Origin of the sequence: Mesorhizobium norvegicum, assembly GCF_004919685.1 — a bacterium.
In the GTDB taxonomy this organism is placed as follows: domain Bacteria; phylum Pseudomonadota; class Alphaproteobacteria; order Rhizobiales; family Rhizobiaceae; genus Mesorhizobium; species Mesorhizobium norvegicum.
This window is the reverse complement of the sequence record NZ_SMYZ01000079.1, coordinates 37,183-62,988: the sequence shown is the minus strand read 5'-3', so window position 1 is coordinate 62,988 and position 25,806 is coordinate 37,183. Positions and strand designations below refer to the sequence as shown.

Sequence of the window (25,806 nt, the reverse complement as noted above, 5' to 3'; positions counted from 1 at the left end):
TCCCGAAAGCTCACACCTAGATCTCATTCGCGATCAGTTGCACGCCCTTGCCACACAGAAACCGGGCGCGCTTGGGATCGGTTTCTTCGTCGGTCTGGCTATCGCGCTCTGGAGTGCCAACAGCGGAATGAAGGCGCTTTTCGATGCAATGAATATCGCCTACGAGGAAAGCGAGAAACGCAGCTTCATCACCTTAAATCTGATGTCGATTTTGTTCACGGTTGGAGCCTTATTCATTGGCATCGTGCTGTTGCTGACGGTGGGCGTTGTCCCCGCGCTGTTGCGCTTTCTCTACCTTGATGCCTGGACGGAAACGCTTGTTGCGGTATCAAGATGGCCTGTCCTGGTGGTGGCAATGCTGACTGGCATTTCCTTGCTCTCCCGCTTCGGACCAAGCCGCGAACACGCGAAATGGCGATGGCTGAGTTGGGGTGCCTTGGCGGCGACGGGAGTGTGGATCGCTGCATCGTGGCTGGTCTCGTTCTATCTGCAGCACTTCGCCAACTACAACGCAACATACGGGTCGCTTGGCGCCGTCGTCGGCTTGATGATGTGGACATGGATTTCAGTCATCATCCTCATCGCCGGCGCAGCGATCAACGCAGAGATGGAGCACCAGACGGCGATCGACTCGACCACGGGTCCGGCGCTTCCCATGGGAAAGCGTGGCGCGGTCGTCGCGGACACTTTGGGTAAGGTTGCGGACTGATAGCCCTACGCAGCTTTCTCTTTGCCCGTTGGATGACTATCTGTCGAAGGTAGCGAACAGAACAGGCAGCCCAAATTGGCCCAACGATCAGGAAGTGCCGATCTTCCGCTTCATGGTGGGCGCGTGCCGAAATGGCTCGGCGACCGCATGACGCGCCTTAGTGCCGTCATGTGCGAAGCGATCATCCATCACTATGGTCGCAACGAACTGCTGCGCAGGCTAGCCCATCCTTTCTGGTTTCAATCCTTCGGCGCGGTAATGGGGATGGATTGGCACTCCTCGGGCATCACGACCAGCGTCGTTGGCGCGCTGAAACGTGGACTGACGCCACTCTCCGGCGAGCTTGGCATTCATGTCTGCGGCGGCCGGGGCGCGCATTCGCGCAAGACGCCGCATGAGCTTACTCTGATCGGCGAGCGCGTCGGCTTCGACGGAACAGGTTTGGCCAATGCCAGCCGGCTCGTCGCCAAGGTGGACAGCGCTGCCGTCCAGGACGGTTTCGATCTCTATCTGCATGGCTTCATCGTCACCGACGACGGCGACTGGGTCGTGGTGCAGCAGGGTATGAATGGCGACAGCAAGGTGGCGCGCCGCTATCACTGGTTATCGGAAGGTCTGAAAAGCTTTGTCGACCAGCCGCATGCAGCGATCGAGGGCGCCAATCAGGGCCAGATCATCAATCTGACCGACCATCGCGCCGCAGCTTCGCGCAAAGGTCAACTGGACCTTCTGCTCGACCTTGGGCCTGACCGGATCGTGAAAACATTTGCAGAGGTCGAACACGGACCGACGCCCGAGCCGGCGCAGGCCTTTCTCCCGCACTTGGTCATGCCCGCGCACCACGATGTAAGGGAGAGCGATGTCGTCATGCGCCGCCTGCATGGGAATATTGCGGCTGCCGCCGAACGCGGCCCTGCAGATTTCTCGGAACTGCTCATGGTGCCGGGTGTGGGCGCGCGCACCGTGCGAGCGCTGGCGCTGGTTGCGGAGGTCGTGCACGGCGCGCCATGCCGATTTTCCGACCCTGGCCGCTTTTCGCTGGCGCATGGCGGCAAGGACAGGCACCCCTTCCCCGTTCCCCTCAAGGTTTATGACGAAACGATCGGCGTCCTGAAGTCAGCGGTCCAGAAGGCAAGGCTTGGGCGCGACGAAGAGCTTGGGGCCTTGCGGCGCCTCGACGATCAATCCCGACAGGTCGAGCGCTATATTACTGGTCCCAGCCTCAAGGAGATTGTCGCCGGCGAATTTGACCAATCACATTTGCTCGGCGGCCGCAGCGTCTTCGGATGGGAGCCTGCTCCGGAAGAAACGCCGGCGAAATCGAGCAAGAAGCTATAAGCGTCATCTGAAATTTCTCGGCTGGCGGACTATCAACAGATCGACGAAAACCTTTTTGCTCCACGAGCGTTGTCCCTTCCAACCGAAGGAGGCAATGCATGCTGACCAAAACGAAAACCGACACATCGAAGGCAATGCAGACCCAACGGCGCGTGCAGCGCAAGGTCGACGCCGACGACCGCAAGGCGGCGAAGGCAAAACCGGAGGGCGCCATGCAGGCCGGCGCGCGAAAATACCCCGAGCCGCCCTTCCCGAAGCAGCCCCATCCCAAGCCCGGCGAGGAATGGCAGGTCAAGCCGGCGCCGCTTTATGACGCGCCATTTTGGCAGGGTTCGAAGAAGCTTGAGGGTAAGGTGGCGCTGATCACCGGCGGCGATTCAGGCATCGGCCGGGCTGTCGCGGTGCTGTTTGCGCGTGAGGGCGCCGACGTCGCGATCGTCTATTTGTCCGAGGACAGGGACGCCGGCGAGACCAAGCAGGCGGTTGAGGCCGAAGGGCGGCGCTGCCTGACCTTGCGTGGCGATGTCTCTCGCCGCCCCTTTTGTCGCCAAGCGGTGGCGACAACAGTCAAGCAATTGGGTGGGCTCGACGTGCTGGTCAACAACGCCGCGTTCCAGGTGCATTCGGCCGAATTGGCCGACCTGACCGAAGAGCATTTCGACACCACCTTGAAGACCAATCTCTACGGCTATTTCCACATGGCGCAAGAAGCGGTGCCGCACATGAAGCCGGGCTCGGCCATCATCAACACCGGTTCGGTGACCGGTATCGACGGCTCGAAGGAACTGGTCGATTACTCGATGACGAAAGGGGGCATCCATGCTTTCACCCGCGCGCTATCGGGCAACCTCATTGGCAAAGGTATCCGAGTCAACGCAGTCGCGCCGGGACCGGTTTGGACGCCACTCAATCCTTCCGAAAAAACAGCAAAGGACGTCTCGCAGTTCGGGGCAAAGACGCCGATGAAGCGGCCCGCGCAACCGGAGGAGATCGCCCCTGCGTATGTGTTTTTGGCCTCCTCGCAATGCTCGAGTTACATCACCGGCGAGATCCTGCCGATTGTTGGAGGCTATTGAAGCCGGCAACGGCGGCATAACCGCTCAGGGAAGTAGGCCGGTTGGTGCAATCTTGCTGGCTACAGCTGAGACTCGATCGGAAGGTGGCGGACCAATGCCGCCAGGACCCGGCGAGAAAATCCGGCTTCAGGTTCATGGGTATAGTCCTGAAGCTTGCCTTCGTCGCAGCCGTGCCAATGCAGAACATTGTTTCGCAATTCGAGCCGATAGCTGGCTTCCGGTGCGATTTCTGTTTGAAACCGGTGCCGCAGTTCCGCGACTAGTTTCTCATCCTCAAAGAGCACTCCCATTTCCGAATTCAAAGACACTGATCGAGGATCAAAATTGAAGGATCCGACGAAACCGGTCCTGTCATCCACCGTGAAAGCTTTCGTGTGCAGACTGGCGCCCTTGGAACCAAATACCGAGATTGCCGGCTGCCGGCTGAAAGGCTGAAGCTCGAAAAGCTTGATGCCATTCCTCAGCAATCGTTTGCGGTAATTTGCATAGGCACCGTGGACGGCGGCGACATCTGTTGCTGCCAGGGAATTGGTCAAAACCGAAACATCAACCCCCTTGCCGACGAGGTCGAGCAACACGGCGGAACCCCTTCTGCCGGGGATGAAGTAGGGGGATACAATTTCAAGGCAATTGCGTGCCGACTGAATGATGGGGAGCAATTCCTTCATGAGCCAGCTCCGACGCCTCCAGCCACGAACCTTCTCTGGGGGATCGGAAATCACGCGCGCTTGAGCGACCCAATGCATCTCGTTGCTTGTGGCGATAAACTCTGCAATCGACACCCGGTCACCGACACCAATCAAGAGCTTTGACTCGGTATCGGCATCGCTTCCTTCAAACAGATTAGCATGTGCGGTGTCGGCGGCTGAACCGAGGACGGCAATCGGTATTGCTTCCTTGCAAGCCCAAAACGCCTCAAAGATTTGAGCGGTTTGCTGCACCGCAGGACCGAGAAGCAGAACGTCGAGGTCGCGGAAATTGGTTTCCGCTGCGTCGAAATAGGCGTCGCCAACATTACGCCCGCCGACAATGGCGACGGTGTCGTCCGCGATCCACGCCTTGTTGTGCATTCTCCGGGTCAAGGCAAAAAGCCGCAAGAGGACCTCCACACCGCGCACGATGCTGGATCGCCTGATGCCGCTCGGATTGAACAACTTCACTTCGATGTTGGGATGATTGCTCAACGCCAGATAGGTGGAATTGCTCTTACACGGGTTGACGTCGTCGAGGAGCATGCGCACCCGCACGCCCCGCTCAGCGGCCCGGAAAACCTCTTGCAGAAGCAGACGACCCGTGTGGTCATCGTGCCAAAGGTAGTACATCAGGTCGAGAGTGCGAATGGCGCTTCTTGTCGCCAGAACGCGCACGGCGAAGGCGTCATAATTGTCCTGGACAAGCAGCAAGCCACTCCTCCCCGCCGCAATATTGTCGTCCGCATTTCGCGAAACGGATACGTCCATAAAATGACCACCTTTGACTGGCGAGCGACGCCGGCCTGCACAAAATCATAGCAAGAACCCTTCAGCCGTATTCTGGTTGCATATGAACCTCCCTTTCACCCGGAGCTGATCGGCAGGGAGCTGAAGCGATCCGAGGGAGCGGTGTGAGATGCACTCCTGGAAATCAGGCTGGAGGGTTCGGCCAGAATTCCATCGAGTGCAAAGGATGGCAGCCGCAACGGGAAAGCAGCGCAAGACGCCTTGAACGTTGCGGCTGTTGTCGCCGCCGCCAGGGTATCACGATCGATCCGCCGTTTATCAACTTGTCAAAGATGCCGGCCGCACACTCACGGCTTATCCTTCAGCGTTTCTGGCAGTTAGAGATCGGCCTTCTAAATCCCGCTATTTGGCGCACTGGCAGTCGCTGATCGATCTGCCGGCCCCTACGACCAGACGAGATTGTTCGACGCGCCTGGCCTAACGCTTCTTAAGCCGAGCCATCAGCTCCGAAAAGACCGCTTCTCTGTTCCCCGAATGTTTTTGCAGCAGGGTTAGAGCTTCGTCGCGATCTAGACGACCGACCTTGCTGATGAACTCTAATTCATGCCGGGGCACTGACATGCCGCTGGTACCTCCTAGGCGCGAGCCCGCACGTTGGTCTCGACTCGCCTTATCAACCATACGCCTACCCACCCTGCCTTGTTGCGATCGTCAGATCGCGCGCACCGCAAATCCACTAGAGGGTGGCCCGTGCTGTGACAGCGGGCCACCATAGAGTTTACTGAGCAATTATTCGCTGCTTGTCGCGATTCTGCGCGTAGGTGCCCTTGTCATAGGCAGTTTGGGCCTCAAGCTGAGCCTTGGTGAAATTGGTGTAGAGATACCGGTTTCCGTCCTTGTCGGACAGGAACTTCAATTTCTCCAGGCCAATGGCCACTGGTTTTTCGCCCATGCCGAGGAAACCGCCCACATCGACGACGACGGCATCGACCTTTTTATCGCCGCTCAGGACGACGTCTCCAATCTCGCCGACTTTTGCATCGTCGGCGCCGTAGACCGTGGTGCCGATGAAATCCTTGGTGCTGATTTTGTCCATCGGCATCTCGGTTAGCGAAGACTTGTCGATTGCCGCGGTGGCCGTTTTATCCGTCGTGGCTGGGGCCGCTTCATTGTTGGCTGCGGTGGCTGCGACATCATTGGTGTTCGAGGCCGCTGCCGTGTCGTAGACCTTCAGGTCAAAATCCTTTTGCGCTTGGAGGTCTTCCTTGGTGGTCTTCGCGACCAGCCAGCGCTCACCCTTCTTCTCGACCCACTCGGCCTTGCTGAAATCGTAGGCGACGTTCTTTTCCCCCAGGCCCAAAAACCCGCCTACGCCGATGATAATGTATTTGGCTTTGCCGTCCTTCGAGAGGACGATGTCTTTGACATCGCCGATCTTTTCGGCATCGTCTGCGGCGCTATCATAGACGTCGGCGCCTATGATCTTGGTGGCAAGGCTGCCGTCTGCAACGGCCGCCGTCGCCGTCGCCGCAGTGGTCGTAGCGGTGGCAGGTTTGGTGGCATCTTCAGCGGCGGCCCCTGATATCCACAGGCCAGACGACAGCAGGGTTGCTATTGCGGTGGTAGCCAAAAGTTTGCTGATCATGGTACGTTTCCTTGTGCGTTAGTGTTGATGCACGCCGCGTTCGGCCGAACCATTGCACGGAGGCTGAACGCGGCACAGTTTGCGTCCTCACAACGGGCCGAAGCATGCGAAGTTCCCTTTGCAATTCGGAAGTGACCTGAGATGGCTGGGCGTGAGATCGCAGCTGTTGAATTGAGAGATGTTGCGTGGCGTTTCGCAGGCCACAAACTCGGCTGTCGGTCAACGTGAGTCACGCAATTTTCCCGGCTACGCGGCAGCCGTATCGCGGAACCTTGTTGGCCTAGAAACGTTCACTTGCCGAACCAATTGCGGTTCGAGGAAAGGGGAAAATTATGCAGAATCCTGGCGTCGGCTGGCTGGCAGCGATCATCATCGGCGGTATCGCGGGATGGCTCGCCGAGATGTTCATGAAAAGCAACATGGGCGTGGTCATGAACATCATTTTGGGGATCGTGGGGGCGATTGTCGCCAACCTCATCCTTAGCGTGCTTGGCATATCGTTGGCCGGCTGGCTCGGCTACCTGGTCGCGGGCTTCATCGGAGCGTGTATCTTGATCGCGGTGGCCCGAGCGATAAAACGCTGATCCGCGAACTGTTGCGGTCGCGCTCAACCTGAGCCCTTCCACGAAGGGCTCAGCGTCCCTCAGCATATGCAGTCTGCCTTGGAGCTGTGACGAGCCGTACCATGGGCCATGGATCGAAAAACGCCGTAGCGCATTTATTCTCCGACTAATCAAGGCCTCAGGAGAGAACCAATGAAAAAGACACTGCTGATTTTGAGCCTGCTCATTCCGCTCGTGGCATGTTCCCGTACCGAACAAGGCGCTGCCGTTGGCGGCTTGGGTGGTGCCGCGATCGGTGCCTCGGTGGCCGGCGATCCGGTACAAGGTGCTGTCGTTGGCGGTGCAGTCGGCGCGATCGCCGGTGCGGTGATCGGGCACGCCAGTGAGGCCGGCCAGTGCCGTTATCGCGATCGTAATGGGCGCGTTTACATTGCCCGGTGCCCGGACGGCTACTGATACCTTAGGCGTCGTCCGGCGGTTGATGAATCGATTGTGATGTAAGGTTTGCGGGTCTGGGATTCCGTTTTGTCGGAGCGGCGACTACCATCGCGGTGTGATCGATGAATCGGCCATTCGCCAACGGTTTGAGACGCCCCGTCCTGTGTTCGACGAACGCTCGTGGCGGCGCTTTGCAGCGGCCGAGGCGTTGGCGGCTGGGCGCGGTGGGATCGCTGCGGTGGCGCGGGCCACTGGGATCGCCCCCAGCACCATTGGACGGGCGCTGCGCGAGGTGGGCAGCGGCGAGGCGTTGGCTGGGCGCCTGCGCCGTCCAGGGGCCGGCGGCAAGCTGAAGAGCGAAACGGATCCGAGCCTGATTGACGATCTGCGAGCGCTCATCGAGCCCGACACGCGGGGCGATCCGCAGTCGCCGCTGCTTTGGACCTGCAAGAGCCTGAGCAAGCTTGCCGGCGCGCTGTGCGACATGGGTCACCAGATCGGCCGCTCGCTGGTAGGCGAACTCCTGCACAAGCTCGGCTACAGGCTGCAAGCCAACCGCAAGACACGCGAGGGGGCGAACCATCCCGATCGCGACACCCAATTCCACTACATCAAAAACTAGGTCAAGGCGGCGCTGGCGGCCGGCGAACCGGCGATCTCGGTTGACACGAAGAAGAAGGAACTGGTCGGCGATTTCAAGCATACCGGGCGCGAATGGCATCCCCAAGGCTCGCCGCCGCAGGTGCGGGTGCACGACTTCATCATCCCGGAGTTGGGGCGCGCGGTGCCCTACGGCGTCTACGACATCGCCAACAATACCGGCTGGGTGAGCGTCGGCATCGATCACGACACGGCGGCGTTCGCGGTCAACGCTATCGGCAACTGGTGGACGCAGATGGGCCGCGAGCGTTACCCGGACGCCACGCGCCTGATGATCACGCGCCGACGGTGGCGGCAGCAATGGTTCGCGGGTGCGGTTGTGGAAACTGCAGCTCCAGAGGCTCGCCGACGACCTGCGCATGCCGATCACCGTCTGCCACCTGCCGCCCGGCACCAGCAAGTGGAACCGCATCGAGCATCGCCTGTTCTCGTTCATCACCGCCAACTGGCGCGGCAAGCCGCTGATCAGTCACAAGGTCATCGTCGAGCTGATCGCTGCGACGACCACCGATGCCGGATTGAAGGTGCGCAGCCAACTCGATACCAACACCTATCCGGCCGGCGTCAAAGTCTCGGAAGCTGAATTGCAAGCGGTCAATCTCGTCCGCCATGCCTTCGATGGCGACTGGAACTGCACGATCCAACCGAGCGCCCCGCCTCCAACGTAGTTATCATCCAGTACAGTCAGCATGTTGAGGGCGGCGGTGCCGAGTTCTATGCGGCTGTCGAGAAGATGGGGCTCGAAGGCATGGTATCGAAGCGCCGCGGTGGGCGGTATCTGAGCGGACCATCCGACTCCTGGGTCAAGACGAAGTGTTGGGAGATCGGCGACTTCGAATTGATGGGCATCAAGAGCGAGCCAGGCAAGCAGACGACGGCATTCATGGCTCGCGACATGCGCGATCGGTTATGGCAGCAGGTCCAGAAAGCGAGAGCCGACCAGCCGGTTGGTGTGCCGAAGGCCGTGACTGGCCCGGGCGTCGAGTGGGTCAAGCCCGGCATCAACGCCAGGGTCAGACATCTGCGCGGCGAGACGAAGCTTCGCCACGCCACGGTGCAGGCTCTGGTTGACGACGGAACCCGAGCTCGCCGCCGGTGCGGCTTTGCCGGAACACTTCGGCGTCTTCGATCTCGACGGTTTCCATGTGGGCGAGCTTGGAGGCCTTGAAGGTCCAGCGGCTGTAGCGGTGGACGGTCATGCCCTTCCGACCTTCGGTCGGTCATCCTGATCCGCGCGATATCTCTCGCGCAGATCGAAGAAGAGCTCCGAGCGCTCGGCTGGCTCGTCCGGTGTGTTTTCAATGAACCACCAGAGGGCTTCGACGAGCGGAAGCGTGGCAATGTAGTCTTTGTAGCTGGTCACAGCCTCATCTCCCTCACGAGGATTTGGTTTCTGCGGTGGCACCAGACAGCCAGGCGCTTCGCAGACTCGATCGCTGCCCTGGGCCAGCTGGCCGAGCGGTCGACGATCAGCTTCTCGATCGTGGCGTCAGGCTCGCTGACGTGCTGCCGGCCGACCAGCCAACGCACCTGCTGGATCGGGACTTTGGGGTGTAGCTTGTGGCGCTTGCCGTCGAGGGTGAACGATTTCACGGTCTTGACTCCCGGTCAGATTTTGGAACAGAATGAGAACATGCAGACTGAGAAAGACCTCGCTGCTCGCATCCTGGTGAATGCCAGGGCGGGCAAAGGCGTCCGATTGACAGCGGACACGGCCTACTTTGTGGGGCCGAAGCTCATGACAGCGTCGGAGAAGCCGACGCTTCGTGACATCGTCGCCGTGATCTGTGACTCGAAGTGCGATCAGCCCTGCTACGTCGATGAAACACATCGACATAAACCAGGCTAAGAGGAACATCCGAGCCACGCTCGGCACCCTGGAGGAATGGTATGTCCTCCTGGGCAACTGCTATGCATGCGAGCACATTGGGATGCTCGACCGTTGGGAGCTTCAGCGCCGGCTCGGTCGAGACACCCGGATTAAGGCATTGGAGGTGATGCTGGCCTGCACAAAGTGCGGGAACCGGCAGTTCAACGGCTTCTGCATCGCCAAGCAGAAGCGCTAGCTCTCCCACTTGCGATGGGAGGGGTGCGACGGCATGATTACCTATGACGCCGAAGAAGGCCGCGATTGCCGGCGTTGTGAATTGTGAGTAATGATCTTAAACCACGCTGCACCGGTCGGAGATCGTTCAGTGAGTCATATGCGAGAGCTTTCGGCCGAAGCAATGAAGGTGGAGGCGGCGCGCTTGGCGGCTGTGCGCCGCTACGAGATATTAGACACCCCCAGTGACGGCGCTTTTGACCGTGTCACGTCGTCCGATTTCCATTATCAGCCTGGTCGACCATGACCGCATCTGGTTCAAATCGCACCATGGGTTGGAAGCCGAACAGATCGACCGCGGTCCAGGCCTGTGCGCGTCGGCAATCCTTCACGACGGTCCGTGGTTGGTCGAGAACGCCCCGGCCGATCCACGTACTCTCGCGAACCCGCTGGTAGCCGGGGAGTGTGGCCTGAAGTTCTATTTGGGCATCCCGCTCAGAACCAGCGATGGCCACAACCTCGGAACTCTTTGCGTCATAGACCGCGAACCCAGGACGGCCAGCGACAGAGAAATTGCCCAACTCAAAGACCTCGCCTCCATCGTCATGGATCAGATGGAGCTTCGATTGTCGGCGCGAACGGCGTTACGGGAGGCGTCCGAAAACCTAGCCTCGTTAGCTGGCGCCGTCTCTGAAAAAGAAGCAGCGCTCAAGCAGTCGGAGTTGATGGCCAAGGAGATCGACCATCGCGTCATGAACAGCCTGCAACTGGTGTCCTCACTCTTGACCCTGCAAAGCCGGATCGCTGATGACGACGAGGCAAGCCGGCAGCTCGCCTCGGCCTCTACCCGCATCACAGCCGTCGCCCGCGTTCATCAGCATCTGTATCTGGGCGAAGAAGTCGAAGCCGTTGATGTGAAATCCTATTTGCAGCGCCTTAGCGATGATCTGTCGCGCGCCGTAGGGCTGCAGGAGGGTGGAACGATCATCGTTGAGAGCGAGAACGTGGAATTAACCTCCAAGCAGATCGTACCGCTTGGCCTTATCGTCAACGAATTGGTTACCAACGCGGCAAAACACGGCGCCGGACAGATCAAGGTGTCTTTTCGGAAGCTTAGCCTCGACGCTTATGAACTGGCCGTTTCTGACGATGGAGGTGGACTTCCAGCAGGGTTCGATCCTTCACAAAGCGGAGGGCTGGGAATGAAGGTTGTCGCCTCGCTAGCCCGGCAGCTCGGCGGTGAATTGGCTTACACCAGCGGGGGAAACGGCGTGGGAACAAGGTTTGCCGTTGATTTCTGACTCTGTTTTCGCGCCGTTGGTGCGAGCGCCGGTGTGCGCCTTTGCCCCAGGCCAGGTGTTTGTGGCGTTTGCCGCATCATTGTCCAAGGCCCATCATATCAGCGTCCACTGGAAATTCATCGTTGAGCTCTCGCCCGTCGGGGCTGTTCTCGCTGATGATGGCCTCGAACTCCGGCTCGCTGTGCTCCTTGAGGAAGTTCAGAGCCTGTTCGTGGAGCTGCGAGCCGGCGTGGGCCTGGGCGTAGACGTGCTCCCAGGCCTTCATGTCGCGCATGTCGCCTTGGAACTGCTCACCGTCGTCACAGGCTTGCAGCTGGAACGACCGGTCGCCGTTCTCATTGAGCTGCGAGCCCGACGCTTCGAAGATGTCCCAGCCCTCGGCCTGGGCCTGCTGCTGATGGTCAATGGGCCATTCGGTCATGGCTACTCCTGATATTTGAGGAACATGCTGCGCTGCCCGGTGAGCGGGCAATCGAACTGGCGCCACAGCTCCTGGCTCCCATCGTAGGGTTTGTCGTCCCAGAAAGAGCAGTTGGACGTGGTGGCGGTGCAGCCGGCGGTGGCGAGGAGAGTGAGTGCGAGGAGTAGGATTTTGGTCATGACGTCCTCTTTGGTCTTGGAAAGAACCTCATCAGGAACATGAGCTCGTCTCGAGCACTCTGGTCGTTCCATCGAGAATTGACCCATGTTTGAACCTTGCCCTGCGTGTTTTCAGCGGGGACTACGGAGTGATCGACATGGCATTATGGAGCGTGATCTCGAGAGCATTTATCGATCCGGGAGATTAGCCGCAGGACCGGCCTGTCTCGCAATACCATCCGCAAATACCTGCGGGTGGGCGGTGTGGAGCCGAAGTTCAAGGTTCCCGAACGGCCGAGCAAGCTTGACCCTTTTGCCGACCGTTTGTCGGCCTGGCTGAGGACGGAAGCCAAAAAGAACCGCAAACAGAAACGCACGATGAAGCAGCTTCATGCCGATCTGCTGAGCCTCGGCTATGAGGGGTCTTACGGTCGTGTTGCTGCTTTCGCCCGGGAGTGGAAGGCGGATCTTCAGAGAGAGCTGCAGACCTCTGGACGCGGCACCTTTGTGCCTCTGACGGAGGCATTCCAGTTCGATTGGTCCGAGGATTGGGCCATCATCGGCAATGAGCGCACCAAGCTGCAGGTGGCCCATACGAAGCTGAGTTACAGCCGCGCCTTCATCGTTCGAGCCTGGAGGCGGCGAGCATCGCTACTTCTCCCTGCCGAACTTTGGCGTCAAAACGAGACATGGGACGATTGGAGAGGGCATTGATGTCCAGTCTGACGGCGCATATGTCGTCGCACCTCCAAGCCGGCACATTTCTGGGAAGCGGTACTCTTGGTTCGAAAACCGTACCCTGAATCGCGCGTCGCTAAAGGTACTGCCCGGGCCTTGGGTTGAGGCAATCAGTGCTAAGACTAATACGACCACTGATAAGCCCGTTCTGCATCCGGAACCTGGCTCTTCGGCTAAAGGTTCAAAGCCTGTCGGGAAGGAAGACCTCCGACCTTAAAGACGCATAGGCCGCGGAAGAACGCGGAAATCAAACCTCAACAACGATCGCAAAGCTCGATCCGAAACTGCAGTTTCGGACGGAGGAGAACCTTTGCCTAACACCAACCCAAGGGAAAAGTAGAATGTCTCATCCTGGCTCTTTTCCAGAACGGCCACAGAGATGAGGAGGGTCTCTTGGCCGCAGCGCGAAACAAGCTGTGTGACCATAAGCGATTGTGAGCAGAGAATGCGGAAACGCCCATGAAGAAAGATGATGGACCTGCCCGCGTATCGGTCGTGTATTTCGGGGGCCAGTGGATCGTCCAAATCGTCGAGCAAGGACAACTCATTAAGCATATAGCTCGAACATGATGCCAGAGATTTTGCAGGAGGTCAGCGATCGCGCGTAGGACTACTCGCTGAAGGGCAGCCATATCCAGTTCAGTCAGGCGCTGCCGGCGAAGCGAAGGCCAGCTTCGCGGCGCACAGCACGTTGAAAGGCGAGTGCAGGCAAGGCAGGCGCTCCGCTGGCGGAGTGGATCAGCCCGATTGGGGCCAATGGGAATTCTCGAAGGCTAGGAAAAGCTGCGCCACGCCTCGCGAGTTCGCGAAGACTGGCTTTGGTCTTGGCTCGACGCCCACTGCCCAGGCATCTACCAGATGGACATCGCACCGCAGAGCGGCTGGTAAGCTGTGTTTAGTCCAGTGAATGGTTGATAGGCATTCCTTTCAACTGCGTGAAGTCGTAGTGCCGCGGGTCGCCGAGTGTTCTACGTCCATGAAGGCGTTCACGCGTTTCTAGCGGCTGAAGTTGCAAGAGCCTGGCAGACTCTTCATGGCTGGCAGGGTCGTTGATGCGTCGTCATTCCAATTCACCGACGTCGCCTCTTTGAAACAGCACCTTCTTCGTGGTTCCTCCGGCAGGTTTGCTCCACGCAATCACACCGGCGTGCTTGCCAGCAAGTGCGGATGCCAAAGCGATCGCGTCCTTTTCGCTTTCAGGCTGTGCGGGCTTATAGGAGGGGATCAGAACTCCGCTCTCGTCCAGATCAAAGGCCGTGACGACGAAGATTTGATCGACTGGATTCGACACTACTTATCCCCTGGGTAGCCGTGCGTTTCTCACGGAACGAGTCGATGCGGGTTATGTTCCAGGCGATGCCAACTGGTGTCGGGCTCGCCCAGGGGCGAGCAGTATGCCGACTGAATGTTCGGATGCCGTTTTCTTTTGGATAGCGGCGGCTTCTCACGAGCGAAGCGCACTTGCCAAAGCTCGTCGTGTCACCGGCGTTGTCGTCCACTGGCTTCAATGCTGCCGCCACGGCCACGCCGGTTCCTAACGGGTTGATCGCCACAAGCCATAGCCCTTGCGAGCGCGACACCGAAACTCTTACCTCATGGGCAAGAAAGGCACGCCATGTTGGCTGGGCTTTCATCAATGCTATCGAGACGTGGCAACTATGGCAAGCGGTCCCAGGATGCCACCGCGGCCCACAAGGCTGCTGCCAACTACGCTGGCGGGCCAAGCCCAGACCATGCTCGCTTGAAGCATTTGCGCGGCGAGGCACGCAACGGCGCGCTCTGCCGCGGCATATTCGACCAGAAGCGATCCGGTACGTCTAATGGGACTACTTCTTCACGATATTGCCGTGGTTCAGGTCGAAGGCCTGCGTGTCTCCGGCCTGCTTGTGAAAATCATCCTGCAGTTCTCCCCATTCCCCGAGATACGCGCCACACTGGCTGCAATGAATGGCCGTGTGCTCCTCCGCGTTGTTCGGGATGTCCAACAGGATCGTCCCGCACGCTTTGCAGTCCAGTTTGTGGTCGAGCCGCTTGCTGTCCATCGGTGCTGTATATCCTGTCGGTCAACAGCATTTTATCCGCAGGCTCGCACACCGTCCAGCCGTTCCAGGAGTATTGGCCCATGTCCCCGAGACAGCCGAAAGTGAGCGGCGCATAAGAGGCTTAAAACGCCTAAGCTTGGCGGCGCTCTTCCGTCTCAAGCGCCGCCCACAGTTCGTCCAGACTATTCGCGCCGTTCGTATATGCTGACATGATTAGCCAAGCGGCATCGTCACGGCCTTGCACGTCCGAAATACCATGGGTGAGGCAAGGGTGCCGTGCCGCGTATAGGCGCTGGCAACTGCCTTCTCGATCTCCTGGGCCGAATGGCCGGTGAGATCCTTGGCGATTTCGCCAATCAGAACGTCCGATAATTTCTGATGATAGTGCTTGCGCAGTTCGCCAAGCGTTCGCGGAGCGGCGATGATGATCAGGTTGGCGATTTGCCCGCCGAGGACCTGTCGGTTGAGCAGATCGGCGGTTCCGGCGGCGAAACTGTCCTCCTCGATCTGACTGTTGTCCGGATTGGCGGAGCTGCTCTGATGACGCGCACCGGATCCCTTGTTCTCGTTTGCCACGTCTTCCACGACCGAGGCCGTCAGTTTTGGATTGGCTTCGTCTCCTGAATTGCGGAACAGATTGAGCCTCTCGCCATCGGCTACAGCAACGGTCGCGCCTTTAGGAATATCCATGTGTAATGTTCTCCGAGATTGCGCCAGCCCTTGGCTACTCGGTTTGGGGGGCCTGCTGACGTCAGTCTTAACGCCCCAAGCCGCCAATGGATGCTTGGATCTGAGCCTTGCATCGGAACCCGGCCACCTGGGGGGCCGCGCCGGCCGGCCGCAAGCTCCCAAATAGCAAGGGGGCTTCATTGCGAGATCGGCATCAGCTGCCTGATGTTGGAGGGATAGGCCGCATTACACGTTGGGCTGGAACGAATGTCGTCGCGCCTCGTTCGCTAGTCGCGCCTCGTTCGCTAAGAGATGGTGGGACAGGGGTGACGCGATGCACGATGCTTTTTTCAGGGTTCCCGTGACGGTCGAGTTGCCAAATGGAGAACTTCGGGCTGTCCAGTGCGTCCGAGGCTGCGATCTTGCTGATGGAGAAGTGGCCTCAGGAGCACGGCTCGATATACCGGGACGCGTTGCAGGCCTGCACAGGCTCGCTGGCTTCGAAGGACGAGGTGGAGAATGCCCGGCAGGCGTTTCTGGCGGCAGCGGAGGAGGCAGGGCGACCGTTCAAGGCGTCCATTACGACGAGGACGCTCCATCGCCGCGTTCGGTAGAACAGCCAAAATCGTCATACATTGCCCATGAGAAACGGCGGGATCGCGGGCATAGGGAGGAACAAGAGGACTTTCTCGTCCGTTTCCTGGCGCGCGAAACCGGGATTACCGAAGCCCAGGCGAGAGATCTGATCAATATGGTCGGTACTGACCGTGGTTCACTTCTGCGAGAGGCCAGAATATTGAAGGCGCAGCATTGAATGCCAGAATTGGGTCCATGTTCCCAATGCCGGGATATTGGTAAGCCCCACAATCTCGGTAGGCTGGCGTTCAGTGCCTGAGGCCGCCGCCGTTGATTGTTGAACGCCAAGGCTTCTTCGGCCGTGTCGAAAGGCGTTGCGCTCAGGTTGCCAGAACGCCCGCCCAGGTACGGGAAACCGTTCATCGGTGGATAGTGACCACGTATACAGGTTGTGAATTTTTCATCACCCTTTGTAGAAGAAGGCGCGCGGGCATTCGCCAAGCAGGCTTCATCGGGGCTGGTGGTGGATCACGATACGCGGCAGCGGTGCATATGTCGGGCGCTCGAATCGGCATCTGATCTGTGTTTTTTCTCATACGCACGGAGGAATCGGGCTAATAGAACCGCCAGCTTCTGGTTTACAGCATCAGAGCCGTTCCTTTTTCGATACCGTTGCGAGTTTCCATGACGACAACCGCCGAACATCTAAAGCCCCTCCTTTGGGAACCCAAGAACCTGGTCCGAGCCATCGAAGCCGCAGGGGTCGCCCTGTGGTCGTGGAACGTGGATAGCGACGCATTGGCAATGGATGACCGAGCCTATGACCTGTGGGGCATCCCTCGCACCACAGACGTCAAGTTCGAAGACCTGTCCGCGCACATCCATCCGGCCGACCGCGACCGAGTACGGGCGGCCTTCAACGCCACGCGGGCGATTGTCGGCCCCTATGAGATCGACTTCCGGATCATGATAGGCGACGAACTCAAATGGATCTCCGCGCGCGGTCAAGGCGACGACGAAGGGATCGTCCAGCGGCTCATGTTCGGCATCTTCATTGATGTGACCGGCCGCAAACAGGCGGAAGAAAGCCGCGAGCTTCTCGCCGGCGAAATGAGCCATCGCGTCAAGAACCTGCTGACCATAGCCTCGGGCCTTACTGCCATCACCTCGCGTTCGACGACCACCACCAATGACATGGCGCGCGAGCTTACACAGCGGCTGACTGCTTTGGGGCGAGCCCATGATCTGGTGCGGCCGGTGCCCGGCCAGACCGAGGCCGCCTCAGCGCTGCTTGGCGACCTGCTTACGGTACTACTTGCGCCTTATGACGATCTGGGAGCGTTCAGCGGGCGCATTCGAGTGTCGGTACCAAGGATGAGCGTCGGCGAGTCCTCGGCAACTATCCTCGCGCTTATCATTCACGAGCTTGCAACCAACTCTCTCAAATACGGTGCCTTGTCTGCCGAGACGGGGACGCTGGACGTTTCCTGCTCGGCGCATGACGACGACGTCACCATCGTCTGGACAGAAAGTGGCGGACCGCTCGTTGAGGCACCTGCAGGTCCGCCCGGCTACGGCAGCAGATTGGTCGAGCGCAGCGTAACTGGGCATCTGCGCGGCTCGATCGCTTATGACTGGTCAAAACATGGCCTGGTCGTCACGCCGAAAATCCAGCCGCAGCGCCTCGCACAATAACCGCGCGCTCGCCTTCAAAGGCCGAAGCTAGTGATCGAGACCCGACCTACCCACGCCATGGAGGAGGAAGAACTGGCTGGCTGGCCATGTCAAGTTGAGACCAGGTCGCGTAAACTTCCCGCTATGGCTGCGTTGTCATACGGCTTGGCCTGACGTCGCTACAATTCTGACGGGTGGCCAGCGGTCGCGAACAGCAGCGGCGAGCTTTATGCCATCCATGCTCCCCGGCATGTCGATGTCGGTGAACATGATCTGGATCTGGGCATTGGCTTCGAGCAAGTCGATTGCCTCATCGGCATTGGCAGCCTCCAATACCTCGAAACCCTCGCCGAGCAGGAAATCCACGATGTCCATGCGGATTAGCGGCTCGTCCTCGACAACCAACACGCAGATGCTAGGCGCCAATGGACCCTCCTGCCAAGATGATGCTGGCGGTCCACAACTCTCTTGTGCCCAGATCGCTCCACAAAAACTTGCAATACAAGCATTTACGCCAAGAGCCGAAGTTCGCGGCCTATTAGCGTCGACGAGCAAGGGATTTGGGGCAACGTGATGCTTCGCGTCCGAAACCCGCCTGACCTAGGCGGGCTTTTTATTGGTTGTCGCTATCAACGCGGTCAATTCCCCTTTGACCCGAGCAAACCATTGATCTAAAAGTGAGCCGATCGGCGGCCCCAGCACTGCATCGATTTGCGCCAAGATGGCGTAGCATGCGAGTTCGACGGTTCGGGGGATGGGGACAGTCCTTTTTTCTCCACTTTGCCCGCGTTCGTAGTTCTCAATGGACCCTCGGGAAACGCCCAGCGTCGTCGCCGCTTCCGTCTGGCTGATTCCGAGGCTGTTGCGCCAAGCTTTAAATTCTTCAGAAGTCATGCACATTCTCCAGTCAGGGGGTGAGAGCTTTCCCCTTCGGTAAGGGCCGGGTTTCCAGGCTCCCTGTGACCTCTAGCTGAAGTAAAGGCCAAGGTTACCGGCCCGACCTTTTATCCTCAGCTTCTACAGGCCGAAGTCTATGGCTCAAGCAGGGCAGCGCCGTACTTGGCCCATAACCGCTCGCAGTCAATCAACCTAAGGCTTGGTGTGCCTGATTCCCCATAGAAGACCATCGCCGCGCGGACATCATATCCGAGCACTGAGGCATTTGCGACGAACTGGATTGCCTCTCCGAGGCGGGCGATGGGGAATTTGGCCTCCGTTTTGTTGTTGAGGTCGAGCACTCCAAGAATTTCCGCGTCGGCATTCCTGGACGACAGTGCCTCGGTCTCAGGCGCACTGCCCAACGCCAGCAGCATCACATTAGTCTCCACTAATATCTAACTACGCACCATACGCTTTGTTCCGTAGCCAATGCAGCCGCGCAGACGAGAGAGATCATTCATACCCGCACCGAGTTGCCGCCGAAATAGGTGACTTCGTCGACGAATTCATGATCCCAAACGCCACGCAGGCGGGGCGGCAAGAATTGACAGCCCGGTGCAGACGGGTTGCTTGAGTTATCCCTGACCTCGGTCGGCCTACCTATTCGAGCCGGAATTCAAGCAAACGCGCATCAGCCTCATTGATGAGGCCGCTGTCGACTGCAGCTTCGAACGCCTTCGCGAAATACTCGTCATCCGAGGCTTGGTGAACTTGGCCTGCAAGATCGATTGGCAGTGCGCCGATCACCCGACCGGTTGCCTTCTCGATAACCGTGACGGTCCGCTGCATCGATCAGGGTTTGTTGACAGTGTCGTCAACTGCGTTCGCCGTCGATTTGACGTCCCTACCGACGCCTCGGACGGTATTAGCGCAAGCGGAAAGAGCCAGGGCGCAGGCAAGAATAGCGATGGGGGCAAGGTGTAACAGTTTCACGGCGATGTCTCCTCTTCATGACGAAACCCACGGGTGCCCATCAAGTTCCAATCAAATAGACGATCAGCCGGAAAGCCGAGCGTAGGGTCCAACAACATCTTTTCGGCTTCCGCCCCACCTTGCGACTGGAGCACGCCTAAAACGAACAAGCCTATCAGGACGACAAAGAAAGCACTGGCAATCGCCACACCCCACATGAGGGTCTGGCGCCGTCTCGCCTGCGAGGTAGTTCCTTCAGCATTGCACCGGTCCTTTCATGATGGTGGGTGGAGAGCGAGCAACGCTCCTTCGTGATGCTTGTTCCCGCAAAACGCCCCGCGATTTAGACAAGTGTACAGCGTGCGACGAGATCTCTGGCTTATTCGACGGTGCAAGGCGGCGACGCGCGGATTTCGACGCCGAGCCTGGTCAAAATGTCGGTAGGAGACTGCCCGCTAACGTCGCGCGAGGCCCCGACTGCATGGTGGTGAAGTTGCATCCAAGGTTCAGCCGTAATGCAGTTCTGGCTTCGTCTCGGTACCATTGAACTGGACTCCGACTCGATCATTCCGGCGCCAGCGCAGTTTCGGGGCTCTGCATCTCCTCGACATCGGGCGGATAGTCGAAGTCTACGGCCGGATTCTCCTCGCCGCTCAGAGGAACTGGACCGGCACGCCGGGACTGAGAAGCTTGCCAAGTTCTCCAGCATCCCAATTGGTCAGGCGTACACAGCCATGTGACCCGGTCTTGTCAATACGGGCGGGCTCGGGGGTCCCGTGGATACCGAAGCTCGGTTCAGACAGGTCGATCCACACCGTGCCGACGGGGCCATTGGGGCCGGGCGGAAGGGTCAGGACCTTGTCGTTGTTGCCCTGTTTGAAATTGAGCTTGGGATTGTAGGTGTAGCTCGGGTTCGAGACCACCGCCCTTACTGTATGCATGCCGGACGGGGATGGGTTCTCCTCGCTGCCAATGGTGGCCGGAAAGGCCGCCAGGAGTGAGCCGTCTTCCGCATAGGCGCGAACCTGGCCTTCGGCCTTGTCTACTTCCAGTCTGACGGCCTTTCCGCGCTTCCCCGAGCCTAGATCGGCCACCGAAATCGTTTCTCCCTCGGCGAAGGTAGCGCCAGGATTGAGTGCCTTCAGAAAATCCTCGTCCATGTGGAAGCGCTCGGCCAGGGCCTCGCTTGGACGAGCGTAGCCGAGATACTTCATCTCGGCCATTTTGGCGTAGTCCTTCGGAATGGCACCCACCACCGTGGAAAGATCGTCCGCCGTGACGACGTAGCTGCCGATCACCTGCTTGTCCGCGTCTATGGCGGCGATGACCTGGGGCCCGATCTTTCCGTCGACCGGAAGGCCACGCATCACTTCAAAGGCTGCGATGGCGTGCCGCAGGTTGCCCCCATCAAGACCGTCAATCACTCCTGGCGACGCCCCTGCCCTGTCCAGCAATACCTGCAGGCGGACAATGGACGGTGAGGGCGTGTCGCTCACGGCGGCCGTGGTGAATTCCGTTGAAGGGGCGACGGCACCGACATTGAACGTGCTACCGGTGGTCAGCGGGTCGATCTTCGAATCTGGGGGCACATCCGTCGGCGAAATTGCTTCGAGGGGCGCTCCGTTGACGGTATCGGGGGTAAGCAATGACACGGCATGAGCCGGTGAGATGACAAACGTTGCCGTGCCAGTGCCTAGCGCCGTGCTAAAGGTGAGTGCAAGTAGACTGAGGCCGCGACGCATGTTGAGTGCTCCTGGCAGCGAAAAGAGGCCGCAAGCGACATTCTTCCGGATTGGTTACTGATCTCTTAACATCGGCCTCCTAATGAACCTCACATGTCCCCTGCAGACCTGATGGGGGAAGTTGGCGCCGTGACGCCCCTTGGGTTCCGAAGTCGTTCAGAAAGGATGCGATCCGCCCCGGTGGAGAGCTAGAAGGCTCTTATCCGTTTCCTTGCGCGCGAACCCGGATTACCGAAGCCCGGACGCGAGAACTGATCAGCATGGGCGGTACCGATCATGGATCACGCTGCGAGAGGCCCGACTATAAGGCGCAGCGGAATGCTCGACGTTACAGAAGCAACACGCCGTTGGAATGGGGGACCAAAATCTCGTTCTAAAGCTGACCAAGATGCGGACGATTAGTTGGTGCCTGCATGGCTGAATACAACGGTGCCGTCGTCCTTGCGAACCTCGACCGCTACAATACCGCGCATGTTTCGAGCGGAAAAGGTCGCCAGCGCGTTATCCCGTGCAGCCTTCTCGGTCTCGAACGACGCATTCTCGACGATGCCTTGCTTGCCGTACCAAATCACCGTGTAAGCCAACGTTTCGGCGTCCTTCTCTGCCTTAGTTTTCTTCGCGTGCGCTCGTAAGGGTGTCGAAAGGGACCAGTTGAGACATTACGCCTTGGGCAGGATATTACAAATCGAGGCATCAGACGTATCTCGGCGGGAAAGTTCGAACCGAGAGGTGAGCAGGTTTGAGGCAACGCCTATCCCGATCTCGCGTGGGCCTTGATGCCTGCCGCCTCTAGATCGACGGCATCGACATTGTAGGAAGCCCGGCAGTAGCGACATTGCCCTACTAGCGGCCAGTTTTTGGCCGCTTTGATTTGTTTACTCAGGCGTTGAGTCTCTCCGCGCCCGAGGCCCCTCGATCGTCCCGGAGAAACCGGTGTGTGTATGCAGAAGGCATAAAACGACGTCATGCCTATTTTTTCAGTGAGGCACTCGACTGTCTATCGTTACAGCCGACCTGTAAGGTTTGGCGAACACCGGCTGATATTCAGACCGCGCGACAGCTTCGACCAGAGACTTCTAGACCACGCCATGTTCATTGATCCCGAGCCGAAAGAGCTCCGGTGGATCCACGACGTTTTTGGAAACTGCGTTGCGGTGCTCGATTTCAAGGGGGCGGCTAAAGCACTGCACTTCGAAACAGCCATTCGGCTTGATCATACGCCTCAGCACGCCCCCGATTTCCGCATCGACGAAGCAGCACTCAGCTATCCAATGATCGCGGCTTTCCATGGAACGAACCTTTGCCTGGAGCGTTTTGTCCCGGATAGGGACACTCTCAGGGAGAGTTGTCATGATAAGGAAACTCCTACTCTCATCGGTGATCGTGGTCACTTGTGCTGTGACCGCCATTTATCCGGCAAACGCCGGCGGTGTCATTATCGGCTTTGGTAGTGGCTATGGCGACGATTATGGAGACAATTACGATTACTATGGTGATGGTGATCGGTACCCCGACTACTACGGTCAAGGCTATTCCCAATACTACGACATGTATGACAACGGCTATAGGCCCCGTTATTACCATCTGCATCATCGACACCATTGCCGCGTAGCGCTGATCAAGCATTGGCGTCATCACCACCGCGTCATCGAGCGAGTTCGCATCTGCAGGAGGTAATGGTATCAGGTCCGGCCAATCTGGCCGGACCTGCGCCATTTCAATGCTCGAGTTCTCTAGTTTTCGCGGCGGATTACGTTACGCGCCCGAACGGCGAGGGTTCTAATTAGGGGTATTGATCACCCGATCGCTACGGCCTTTTCGGCTCTGCGGACCTGCCCATTTAAACGGCCAGACACTGCTTTTCCCATCAACAACTCTGTTCCAGCTTCGCGGGGGTGTCCAGGCGGACCGACATTTGGCCGAGGGGAAGTTTAAATCTCTTCAACCTCCGGCGGCGGCGGCCAAAGCGGAAGCCTAGAGCCAGGTCGGTCCCGGCAATTGATAAAAGTCGCCTTGGGCCTGAGGCAGGTACCCGTCGCTCTTAGGTGACTGAGAGCGACGGGCGGTGTTGCCTGAAAATGCGGGACTGTAACTTAGCCGCAAGTGGGATGCTAAAACCGCACGGTAAATGAAGTCTTAAAAGGCCCCGTCGGGGTTTGAAAGACAAGCATCTTCGGTCAGCAGAGGAGGCCGGGCCATTGATCAGCTTGGCTGGCAAGGGTCTCGCGACTCGGCACTCTTTGCCGCGTCGCGAGACGCCGTTGTCAGTTGGCGCTGGCGACGGGCGCCACCAGCGGCGTGATGCGGCGAATAGCGACGCGGCGGTTCTGCCGTTCGGGCCCTGTCGTGTTCACCTTAAGATAGCGCTCGCCATAGCCTTGGGTCGTCAGGTTCTCTGGCGCGATGCCAAAGGCGTTGGTGAGGGCCTCGGCAACTGCCTCTGCTCGCTGGTCGGACAAGGCCAGGTTCGCATTGTCGCTACCGACGGCATCGGTATGGCCTTCGATCAAGAATGTTTCGGCCGGGTTCTTCTTCAGCAGCCGCTTCATTGCGTCCGCAACGCCTTGCAGCTTTTTGACTTCGCTGTCCGAGATCGCCGCCGAACCGGACTCGAAATTCAACGTGTCGAGATCAACCCGCCGGGCGATATCGCGCACACGCGCCGAGCGCTTGACCTCGTCGACCGAGTAGAGCCGCTGCACCTTTTCCACCGGCGGTTGCTCGAGGAAGGTATAGTAGTCGCCGGCATTCTCGACCAAATCGGACTCCAGGATGTATTGCTTGCGCGGGATGTTCAGCCGCATCGATGGCAAGTCATCTCCAGGATCGCGCCAATCCTGTACGTCCTGGTAATACCTCTCGTCGACATAGCTCAGCACATACTCGCGGCCGTCGGGCGTGATGCGGGAGCGCTGGAAGACGTCGCCATAGCGGTTGCGGATGGTGACGATTTGGTTGCCATTGTCGCGAACGATTGTCTCGCGGGTGCGGCCGCCCGGCAGATCCTCGTAGTACACATCCTTGGCACCACGGTTCATTCGCGGCGCTTCGTTGCTCTCGACAATCGTCTGGTTGTTGAACTGGATGATGACCCGGCCGCCAATTTCGGTGAGGACATCGGCGCCTTTTGGACGCTCCGGCGCCTGGCTATCTGGGGCCTTGTCACGGCGGGTACCCTTTTCGTCCGTCACCGGAACGATCTTCTCCGGCTTGATCTCCTGCTGCGCGGCCTTGTCGTCCGCAGGAGGCGGTCCGGAGTCTACGGGGGCAGCCGCAGGCTTGGGGGCCTGACCGCCATCGCTCTGCTGAGCGGGCGGTTTGCCGTCCTTGCTAGGACGTTTTGCATCCTTTTCGCTGTCGAGAACTGGTGCGGCGTTCGGATCTGCTGGCGCCTCGCCCTGTACTGGCTTTGAGCTTTGGGCGGGCGCCGCCGGCTCACCATTGGCTGGCTTTTCGGAGGCTGGAGGCTGCTGGTCGGTTGCAGGTTGCTCGCCAGTCACGGGCTGCGTTGGTGCAGGCGCCTCGGCGGCAGGTTTCTTTTCTGGCTTGCTCGTAGGTTCCGCCGGCTGTTCACCCTGGGCAGGCGAAGGCTGATCCGTCGTAGCAGGCGCCTGGGGAGCCGGGGTGGGCAAAGGTGCCTGATCTGCGGGCGGCTGGACCTGCTTGACTGGCGCCGATTTGTCGGGAGCCTGAGCGGGCGCAGGCTCGGCTGGCGGCGCTGGCGCGGCCGGTTGAGCAGGCTGTTCCTTCGCGGACGGTTCAGCCGGTGGGGTGGATTCTGGAACGGGAGCCGCCTCAGACGGAGGTGCTGCCTCTTTTGGCTGCTCCTGCGGTTTCTGAGCAGGCTGTGGTTCGGTCGCTGGAGCGTTTTCGGACGGAGCCTCCTGCCTCAGCGCGCAGGCTTCGGCGGACTCGCCCTCCTTGCATTTTAACTTGATAAGAATTGGCGGTGCGGATGCGACGAACCGTGCGGCACCGAATGCTGCGCTGCTGAGGGGCGCGAAGGGCCCGAACGGCGCGGACGCGATCAGCAGACCGAGTGCGGTGCTGGCCAAAATCGTTGGTCGGCGTGTCATTTGAATTCTCCATGTCGTGTCCCGACGATATCCAAACTGGGCACTGCCACATTCGTTCCCGCTAAATCTCGAATGACGCGCTTGCTAACAGACCACGGGCAGATTGCTTCGGCGGCGACGCCGCGAACCGGGCTTAGCCGGAGATACAATCCGTCGGAGGACGCCGCGGCCTGTTCCGGGGTAATCTGCGGTCTGTTGTATAAAACGCCCGCTGGCCGGGAGCCAGCGGGCGACGGGCCTTCCGGCCCTTTTGACCGCTTGGAGGGACCCAGCGGGCAAATGGCTTCAGTGCCGCGATCTGACTTCGCGCGCTGCAGGCGCACGACTTCAATCAGTGTCAAAAAATCCGGCCCCGCCCAGCGATCTCGCCCGGCCCAGCGATCTGGTTTGGATTGCTAACCGGAACCTGTTGCTTGTGCCGTTCATCGCCCTTGGTCGAAGGCGCAGGCGCCTCGGAGAGGCTGCCATGGTTCAGATGTGTGCAGTGCTCATAACCATGGTCGCGCGCACCGCATCGAGAACAGCACATAGGGAGTTGGTCTAACAGCATCTACTAAAATGCACGACTTGGATTTTGGTTGCCCCCCGGCCGAGCACGGTTGTTGGATTTCGGCAAGGCGCCGCCGTCTGCCTAAGGCCAATTTGC

Annotated in this window: 27 protein-coding genes and 4 pseudogenes; 14 read left to right on the top strand and 17 right to left on the bottom strand. The window is 59.2% G+C overall.

Going from position 1 to position 25,806, the window contains the following annotated elements:
• The 3 genes from FCU66_RS29910 to FCU66_RS29900 all read left to right on the top strand — a co-directional run.
• On the top strand, positions 1-709 hold a 709-nt coding region (locus tag FCU66_RS29910; RefSeq protein ID WP_136619719.1), incomplete at its 5' end, for a YihY/virulence factor BrkB family protein.
• Between the two features lie 75 nt (positions 710-784).
• Positions 785-2,047 carry a DUF763 domain-containing protein gene (locus FCU66_RS29905; protein ID WP_136619718.1) on the top strand — a complete coding sequence of 421 codons (1,263 nt, stop codon included), beginning with the start codon at positions 785-787 and terminating at the stop codon, positions 2,045-2,047.
• A gap of 98 nt (positions 2,048-2,145) precedes the next feature.
• Positions 2,146-3,123, top strand: a complete 978-nt coding sequence (locus tag FCU66_RS29900; RefSeq protein ID WP_168991993.1) for an SDR family oxidoreductase — start codon at positions 2,146-2,148, stop codon at positions 3,121-3,123.
• A 59-nt stretch (positions 3,124-3,182) separates the two neighbouring features.
• Here the strand turns inward: FCU66_RS29900 and FCU66_RS29895 are convergent, their stop codons facing one another.
• On the bottom strand, positions 3,183-4,526 hold the full coding sequence (locus FCU66_RS29895) for a phospholipase D family protein (RefSeq protein ID WP_246094086.1): 1,344 nt from the start codon (positions 4,524-4,526) through the stop codon (positions 3,183-3,185).
• An 814-nt stretch (positions 4,527-5,340) separates the two neighbouring features.
• The gene (locus FCU66_RS29890) at positions 5,341-6,207 is read right to left on the bottom strand and encodes a PRC-barrel domain-containing protein (protein ID WP_136619716.1); all 867 of its coding nucleotides are present in this window, start codon (positions 6,205-6,207) and stop codon (positions 5,341-5,343) included.
• A gap of 332 nt (positions 6,208-6,539) precedes the next feature.
• Here FCU66_RS29890 and FCU66_RS29885 point away from each other — a divergent pair, with 332 nt between their 5' ends.
• The 3 genes and pseudogenes from FCU66_RS29885 to FCU66_RS29875 all read left to right on the top strand — a co-directional run bounded on the left by FCU66_RS29885 (position 6,540) and on the right by FCU66_RS29875 (position 8,536).
• Entirely contained in the window at positions 6,540-6,791 is a 252-nt protein-coding gene (locus tag FCU66_RS29885; protein ID WP_111546598.1) for a GlsB/YeaQ/YmgE family stress response membrane protein, read from the top strand.
• A gap of 171 nt (positions 6,792-6,962) precedes the next feature.
• Positions 6,963-7,226 (top strand): YMGG-like glycine zipper-containing protein, encoded by a 264-nt coding sequence (locus FCU66_RS29880; protein WP_136619715.1) that lies wholly within the window; start codon positions 6,963-6,965, stop codon positions 7,224-7,226.
• Between the two features lie 97 nt (positions 7,227-7,323).
• Positions 7,324-8,536 (top strand): annotated as a pseudogene (locus tag FCU66_RS29875) (ISAzo13 family transposase).
• Between the two features lie 345 nt (positions 8,537-8,881).
• On the opposite strand, the gene FCU66_RS29870 reads toward FCU66_RS29875, so the two are convergent.
• Genes FCU66_RS29870 through FCU66_RS29865 form a run of 3 tightly spaced genes read right to left on the bottom strand, consistent with a single transcriptional unit; the run spans position 8,882 to position 9,461 of the window.
• A complete protein-coding gene (locus FCU66_RS29870) occupies positions 8,882-9,067 on the bottom strand; it encodes a hypothetical protein (protein WP_136619714.1) in 186 nt (61 codons plus the stop codon).
• The gene (locus FCU66_RS41355; RefSeq protein ID WP_168991992.1) at positions 9,064-9,231 is read right to left on the bottom strand and encodes a hypothetical protein; all 168 of its coding nucleotides are present in this window, start codon (positions 9,229-9,231) and stop codon (positions 9,064-9,066) included. Before FCU66_RS41355 ends, FCU66_RS29870 begins: the two co-directional genes overlap by 4 nt.
• Entirely contained in the window at positions 9,228-9,461 is a 234-nt protein-coding gene (locus FCU66_RS29865) for a hypothetical protein (RefSeq protein WP_136619713.1), read from the bottom strand. Before FCU66_RS29865 ends, FCU66_RS41355 begins: the two co-directional genes overlap by 4 nt.
• A 227-nt stretch (positions 9,462-9,688) precedes the next feature.
• On the opposite strand from FCU66_RS29865, the gene FCU66_RS29860 reads away from it, so the two are divergent.
• Positions 9,689-9,934, top strand: coding sequence for a hypothetical protein (locus tag FCU66_RS29860; protein WP_136619712.1), 246 nt, complete (start codon positions 9,689-9,691; stop codon positions 9,932-9,934).
• Between the two features lie 223 nt (positions 9,935-10,157).
• Complete coding sequence (locus FCU66_RS41700) at positions 10,158-11,213, top strand: sensor histidine kinase (RefSeq protein WP_206077154.1); 1,056 nt, start codon at positions 10,158-10,160, stop codon at positions 11,211-11,213.
• Between the two features lie 76 nt (positions 11,214-11,289).
• Here FCU66_RS41700 and FCU66_RS29845 read toward each other — a convergent pair whose 3' ends face one another.
• Positions 11,290-11,634, bottom strand: a complete 345-nt coding sequence (locus FCU66_RS29845; RefSeq protein WP_136619711.1) for a hypothetical protein — start codon at positions 11,632-11,634, stop codon at positions 11,290-11,292.
• Between the two features lie 2 nt (positions 11,635-11,636).
• Entirely contained in the window at positions 11,637-11,813 is a 177-nt protein-coding gene (locus tag FCU66_RS41350; RefSeq protein WP_168991991.1) for a hypothetical protein, read from the bottom strand.
• Between the two features lie 137 nt (positions 11,814-11,950).
• On the opposite strand from FCU66_RS41350, the pseudogene FCU66_RS29840 reads away from it, so the two are divergent.
• Together FCU66_RS29840 and FCU66_RS42900 are read left to right on the top strand one after the other, a co-directional pair.
• Positions 11,951-12,428 (top strand): annotated as a pseudogene (locus tag FCU66_RS29840) (IS21 family transposase); the annotation flags it as partial.
• Positions 12,429-12,453: 25 nt separating this feature from the next.
• Entirely contained in the window at positions 12,454-12,747 is a 294-nt protein-coding gene (locus FCU66_RS42900; protein WP_136619725.1) for a bifunctional DNA primase/polymerase, read from the top strand.
• An 843-nt stretch (positions 12,748-13,590) separates the two neighbouring features.
• On the opposite strand, the gene FCU66_RS29830 is transcribed toward FCU66_RS42900, so the two are convergent.
• The 3 genes from FCU66_RS29830 to FCU66_RS29820 form a co-directional block, all read right to left on the bottom strand.
• A complete protein-coding gene (locus tag FCU66_RS29830) occupies positions 13,591-13,821 on the bottom strand; it encodes a hypothetical protein (protein WP_136619710.1) in 231 nt (76 codons plus the stop codon).
• Between the two features lie 535 nt (positions 13,822-14,356).
• Positions 14,357-14,572 (bottom strand): hypothetical protein, encoded by a 216-nt coding sequence (locus FCU66_RS29825; RefSeq protein WP_136619709.1) that lies wholly within the window; start codon positions 14,570-14,572, stop codon positions 14,357-14,359.
• 213 nt (positions 14,573-14,785) lie between these two features.
• Positions 14,786-15,262: a host attachment family protein gene (locus FCU66_RS29820; protein ID WP_425462875.1), complete on the bottom strand. Its 477-nt coding sequence runs from the start codon at positions 15,260-15,262 to the stop codon at positions 14,786-14,788.
• A 359-nt stretch (positions 15,263-15,621) separates the two neighbouring features.
• Between FCU66_RS29820 and FCU66_RS29815 the strand changes: the two genes are divergently transcribed.
• A complete protein-coding gene (locus FCU66_RS29815) occupies positions 15,622-15,855 on the top strand; it encodes a DUF982 domain-containing protein (RefSeq protein WP_246094085.1) in 234 nt (77 codons plus the stop codon).
• A gap of 646 nt (positions 15,856-16,501) precedes the next feature.
• Positions 16,502-17,512: a sensor histidine kinase gene (locus FCU66_RS29805; RefSeq protein WP_136619708.1), complete on the top strand. Its 1,011-nt coding sequence runs from the start codon at positions 16,502-16,504 to the stop codon at positions 17,510-17,512.
• A gap of 147 nt (positions 17,513-17,659) precedes the next feature.
• Here the strand turns inward: FCU66_RS29805 and FCU66_RS29800 are convergent.
• From FCU66_RS29800 to FCU66_RS29770, 6 genes and pseudogenes are all read right to left on the bottom strand, one after another.
• A pseudogene (locus FCU66_RS29800) lies at positions 17,660-17,866 on the bottom strand (response regulator); the annotation flags it as partial.
• A gap of 225 nt (positions 17,867-18,091) precedes the next feature.
• Positions 18,092-18,385, bottom strand: coding sequence for a helix-turn-helix domain-containing protein (locus FCU66_RS29795; RefSeq protein ID WP_168991990.1), 294 nt, complete (start codon positions 18,383-18,385; stop codon positions 18,092-18,094).
• Between the two features lie 137 nt (positions 18,386-18,522).
• Positions 18,523-18,804: a hypothetical protein gene (locus FCU66_RS29790; RefSeq protein WP_136619706.1), complete on the bottom strand. Its 282-nt coding sequence runs from the start codon at positions 18,802-18,804 to the stop codon at positions 18,523-18,525.
• Between the two features lie 226 nt (positions 18,805-19,030).
• Positions 19,031-19,219, bottom strand: coding sequence for a hypothetical protein (locus FCU66_RS29785; RefSeq protein ID WP_136619705.1), 189 nt, complete (start codon positions 19,217-19,219; stop codon positions 19,031-19,033).
• Positions 19,220-19,995: 776 nt separating this feature from the next.
• Entirely contained in the window at positions 19,996-21,084 is a 1,089-nt protein-coding gene (locus tag FCU66_RS29775; protein ID WP_136619704.1) for a L,D-transpeptidase family protein, read from the bottom strand.
• A gap of 398 nt (positions 21,085-21,482) precedes the next feature.
• The gene (locus FCU66_RS29770) at positions 21,483-21,668 is read right to left on the bottom strand and encodes a hypothetical protein (RefSeq protein WP_136619703.1); all 186 of its coding nucleotides are present in this window, start codon (positions 21,666-21,668) and stop codon (positions 21,483-21,485) included.
• A gap of 381 nt (positions 21,669-22,049) precedes the next feature.
• Here FCU66_RS29770 and FCU66_RS29765 point away from each other — a divergent pair.
• Together FCU66_RS29765 and FCU66_RS29760 are read left to right on the top strand one after the other, a co-directional pair.
• Positions 22,050-22,355, top strand: a pseudogene (locus FCU66_RS29765) (transglutaminase N-terminal domain-containing protein); the annotation flags it as partial.
• A 79-nt stretch (positions 22,356-22,434) separates the two neighbouring features.
• A complete protein-coding gene (locus FCU66_RS29760) occupies positions 22,435-22,761 on the top strand; it encodes a hypothetical protein (RefSeq protein ID WP_342778219.1) in 327 nt (108 codons plus the stop codon).
• Positions 22,762-23,348: 587 nt separating this feature from the next.
• Here the strand turns inward: FCU66_RS29760 and FCU66_RS29755 are convergent.
• The gene (locus FCU66_RS29755; RefSeq protein WP_136619702.1) at positions 23,349-25,160 is read right to left on the bottom strand and encodes an OmpA family protein; all 1,812 of its coding nucleotides are present in this window, start codon (positions 25,158-25,160) and stop codon (positions 23,349-23,351) included.
• Positions 25,161-25,806 lie beyond the last annotated feature (646 nt).

Coding starts and splice junctions, on each gene's coding strand:
- FCU66_RS29825 (WP_136619709.1), bottom strand. CDS start 14,572: ATGGACAGCAAGCGGCTCGACCACAAACTGGACTGCAAAGCGTGCGGG.
- FCU66_RS29890 (WP_136619716.1), bottom strand. CDS start 6,207: ATGATCAGCAAACTTTTGGCTACCACCGCAATAGCAACCCTGCTGTCG.
- FCU66_RS29880 (WP_136619715.1), top strand. CDS start 6,963: ATGAAAAAGACACTGCTGATTTTGAGCCTGCTCATTCCGCTCGTGGCA.
- FCU66_RS29815 (WP_246094085.1), top strand. CDS start 15,622: ATGGAGAACTTCGGGCTGTCCAGTGCGTCCGAGGCTGCGATCTTGCTG.
- FCU66_RS29795 (WP_168991990.1), bottom strand. CDS start 18,385: ATGACTTCTGAAGAATTTAAAGCTTGGCGCAACAGCCTCGGAATCAGC.
- FCU66_RS29755 (WP_136619702.1), bottom strand. CDS start 25,160: ATGACACGCCGACCAACGATTTTGGCCAGCACCGCACTCGGTCTGCTG.
- FCU66_RS29820 (WP_425462875.1), bottom strand. CDS start 15,262: ATGGATATTCCTAAAGGCGCGACCGTTGCTGTAGCCGATGGCGAGAGG.
- FCU66_RS29845 (WP_136619711.1), bottom strand. CDS start 11,634: ATGACCGAATGGCCCATTGACCATCAGCAGCAGGCCCAGGCCGAGGGC.
- FCU66_RS29870 (WP_136619714.1), bottom strand. CDS start 9,067: ATGACCGTCCACCGCTACAGCCGCTGGACCTTCAAGGCCTCCAAGCTC.
- FCU66_RS29760 (WP_342778219.1), top strand. CDS start 22,435: ATGATAAGGAAACTCCTACTCTCATCGGTGATCGTGGTCACTTGTGCT.
- FCU66_RS29805 (WP_136619708.1), top strand. CDS start 16,502: ATGACGACAACCGCCGAACATCTAAAGCCCCTCCTTTGGGAACCCAAG.
- FCU66_RS29860 (WP_136619712.1), top strand. CDS start 9,689: ATGAAACACATCGACATAAACCAGGCTAAGAGGAACATCCGAGCCACG.
- FCU66_RS29900 (WP_168991993.1), top strand. CDS start 2,146: ATGCTGACCAAAACGAAAACCGACACATCGAAGGCAATGCAGACCCAA.
- FCU66_RS29785 (WP_136619705.1), bottom strand. CDS start 19,219: ATGCAGCGGACCGTCACGGTTATCGAGAAGGCAACCGGTCGGGTGATC.
- FCU66_RS41350 (WP_168991991.1), bottom strand. CDS start 11,813: ATGACCAAAATCCTACTCCTCGCACTCACTCTCCTCGCCACCGCCGGC.
- FCU66_RS29775 (WP_136619704.1), bottom strand. CDS start 21,084: ATGCGTCGCGGCCTCAGTCTACTTGCACTCACCTTTAGCACGGCGCTA.
- FCU66_RS29790 (WP_136619706.1), bottom strand. CDS start 18,804: ATGCTGCTGGCGTTGGGCAGTGCGCCTGAGACCGAGGCACTGTCGTCC.
- FCU66_RS29885 (WP_111546598.1), top strand. CDS start 6,540: ATGCAGAATCCTGGCGTCGGCTGGCTGGCAGCGATCATCATCGGCGGT.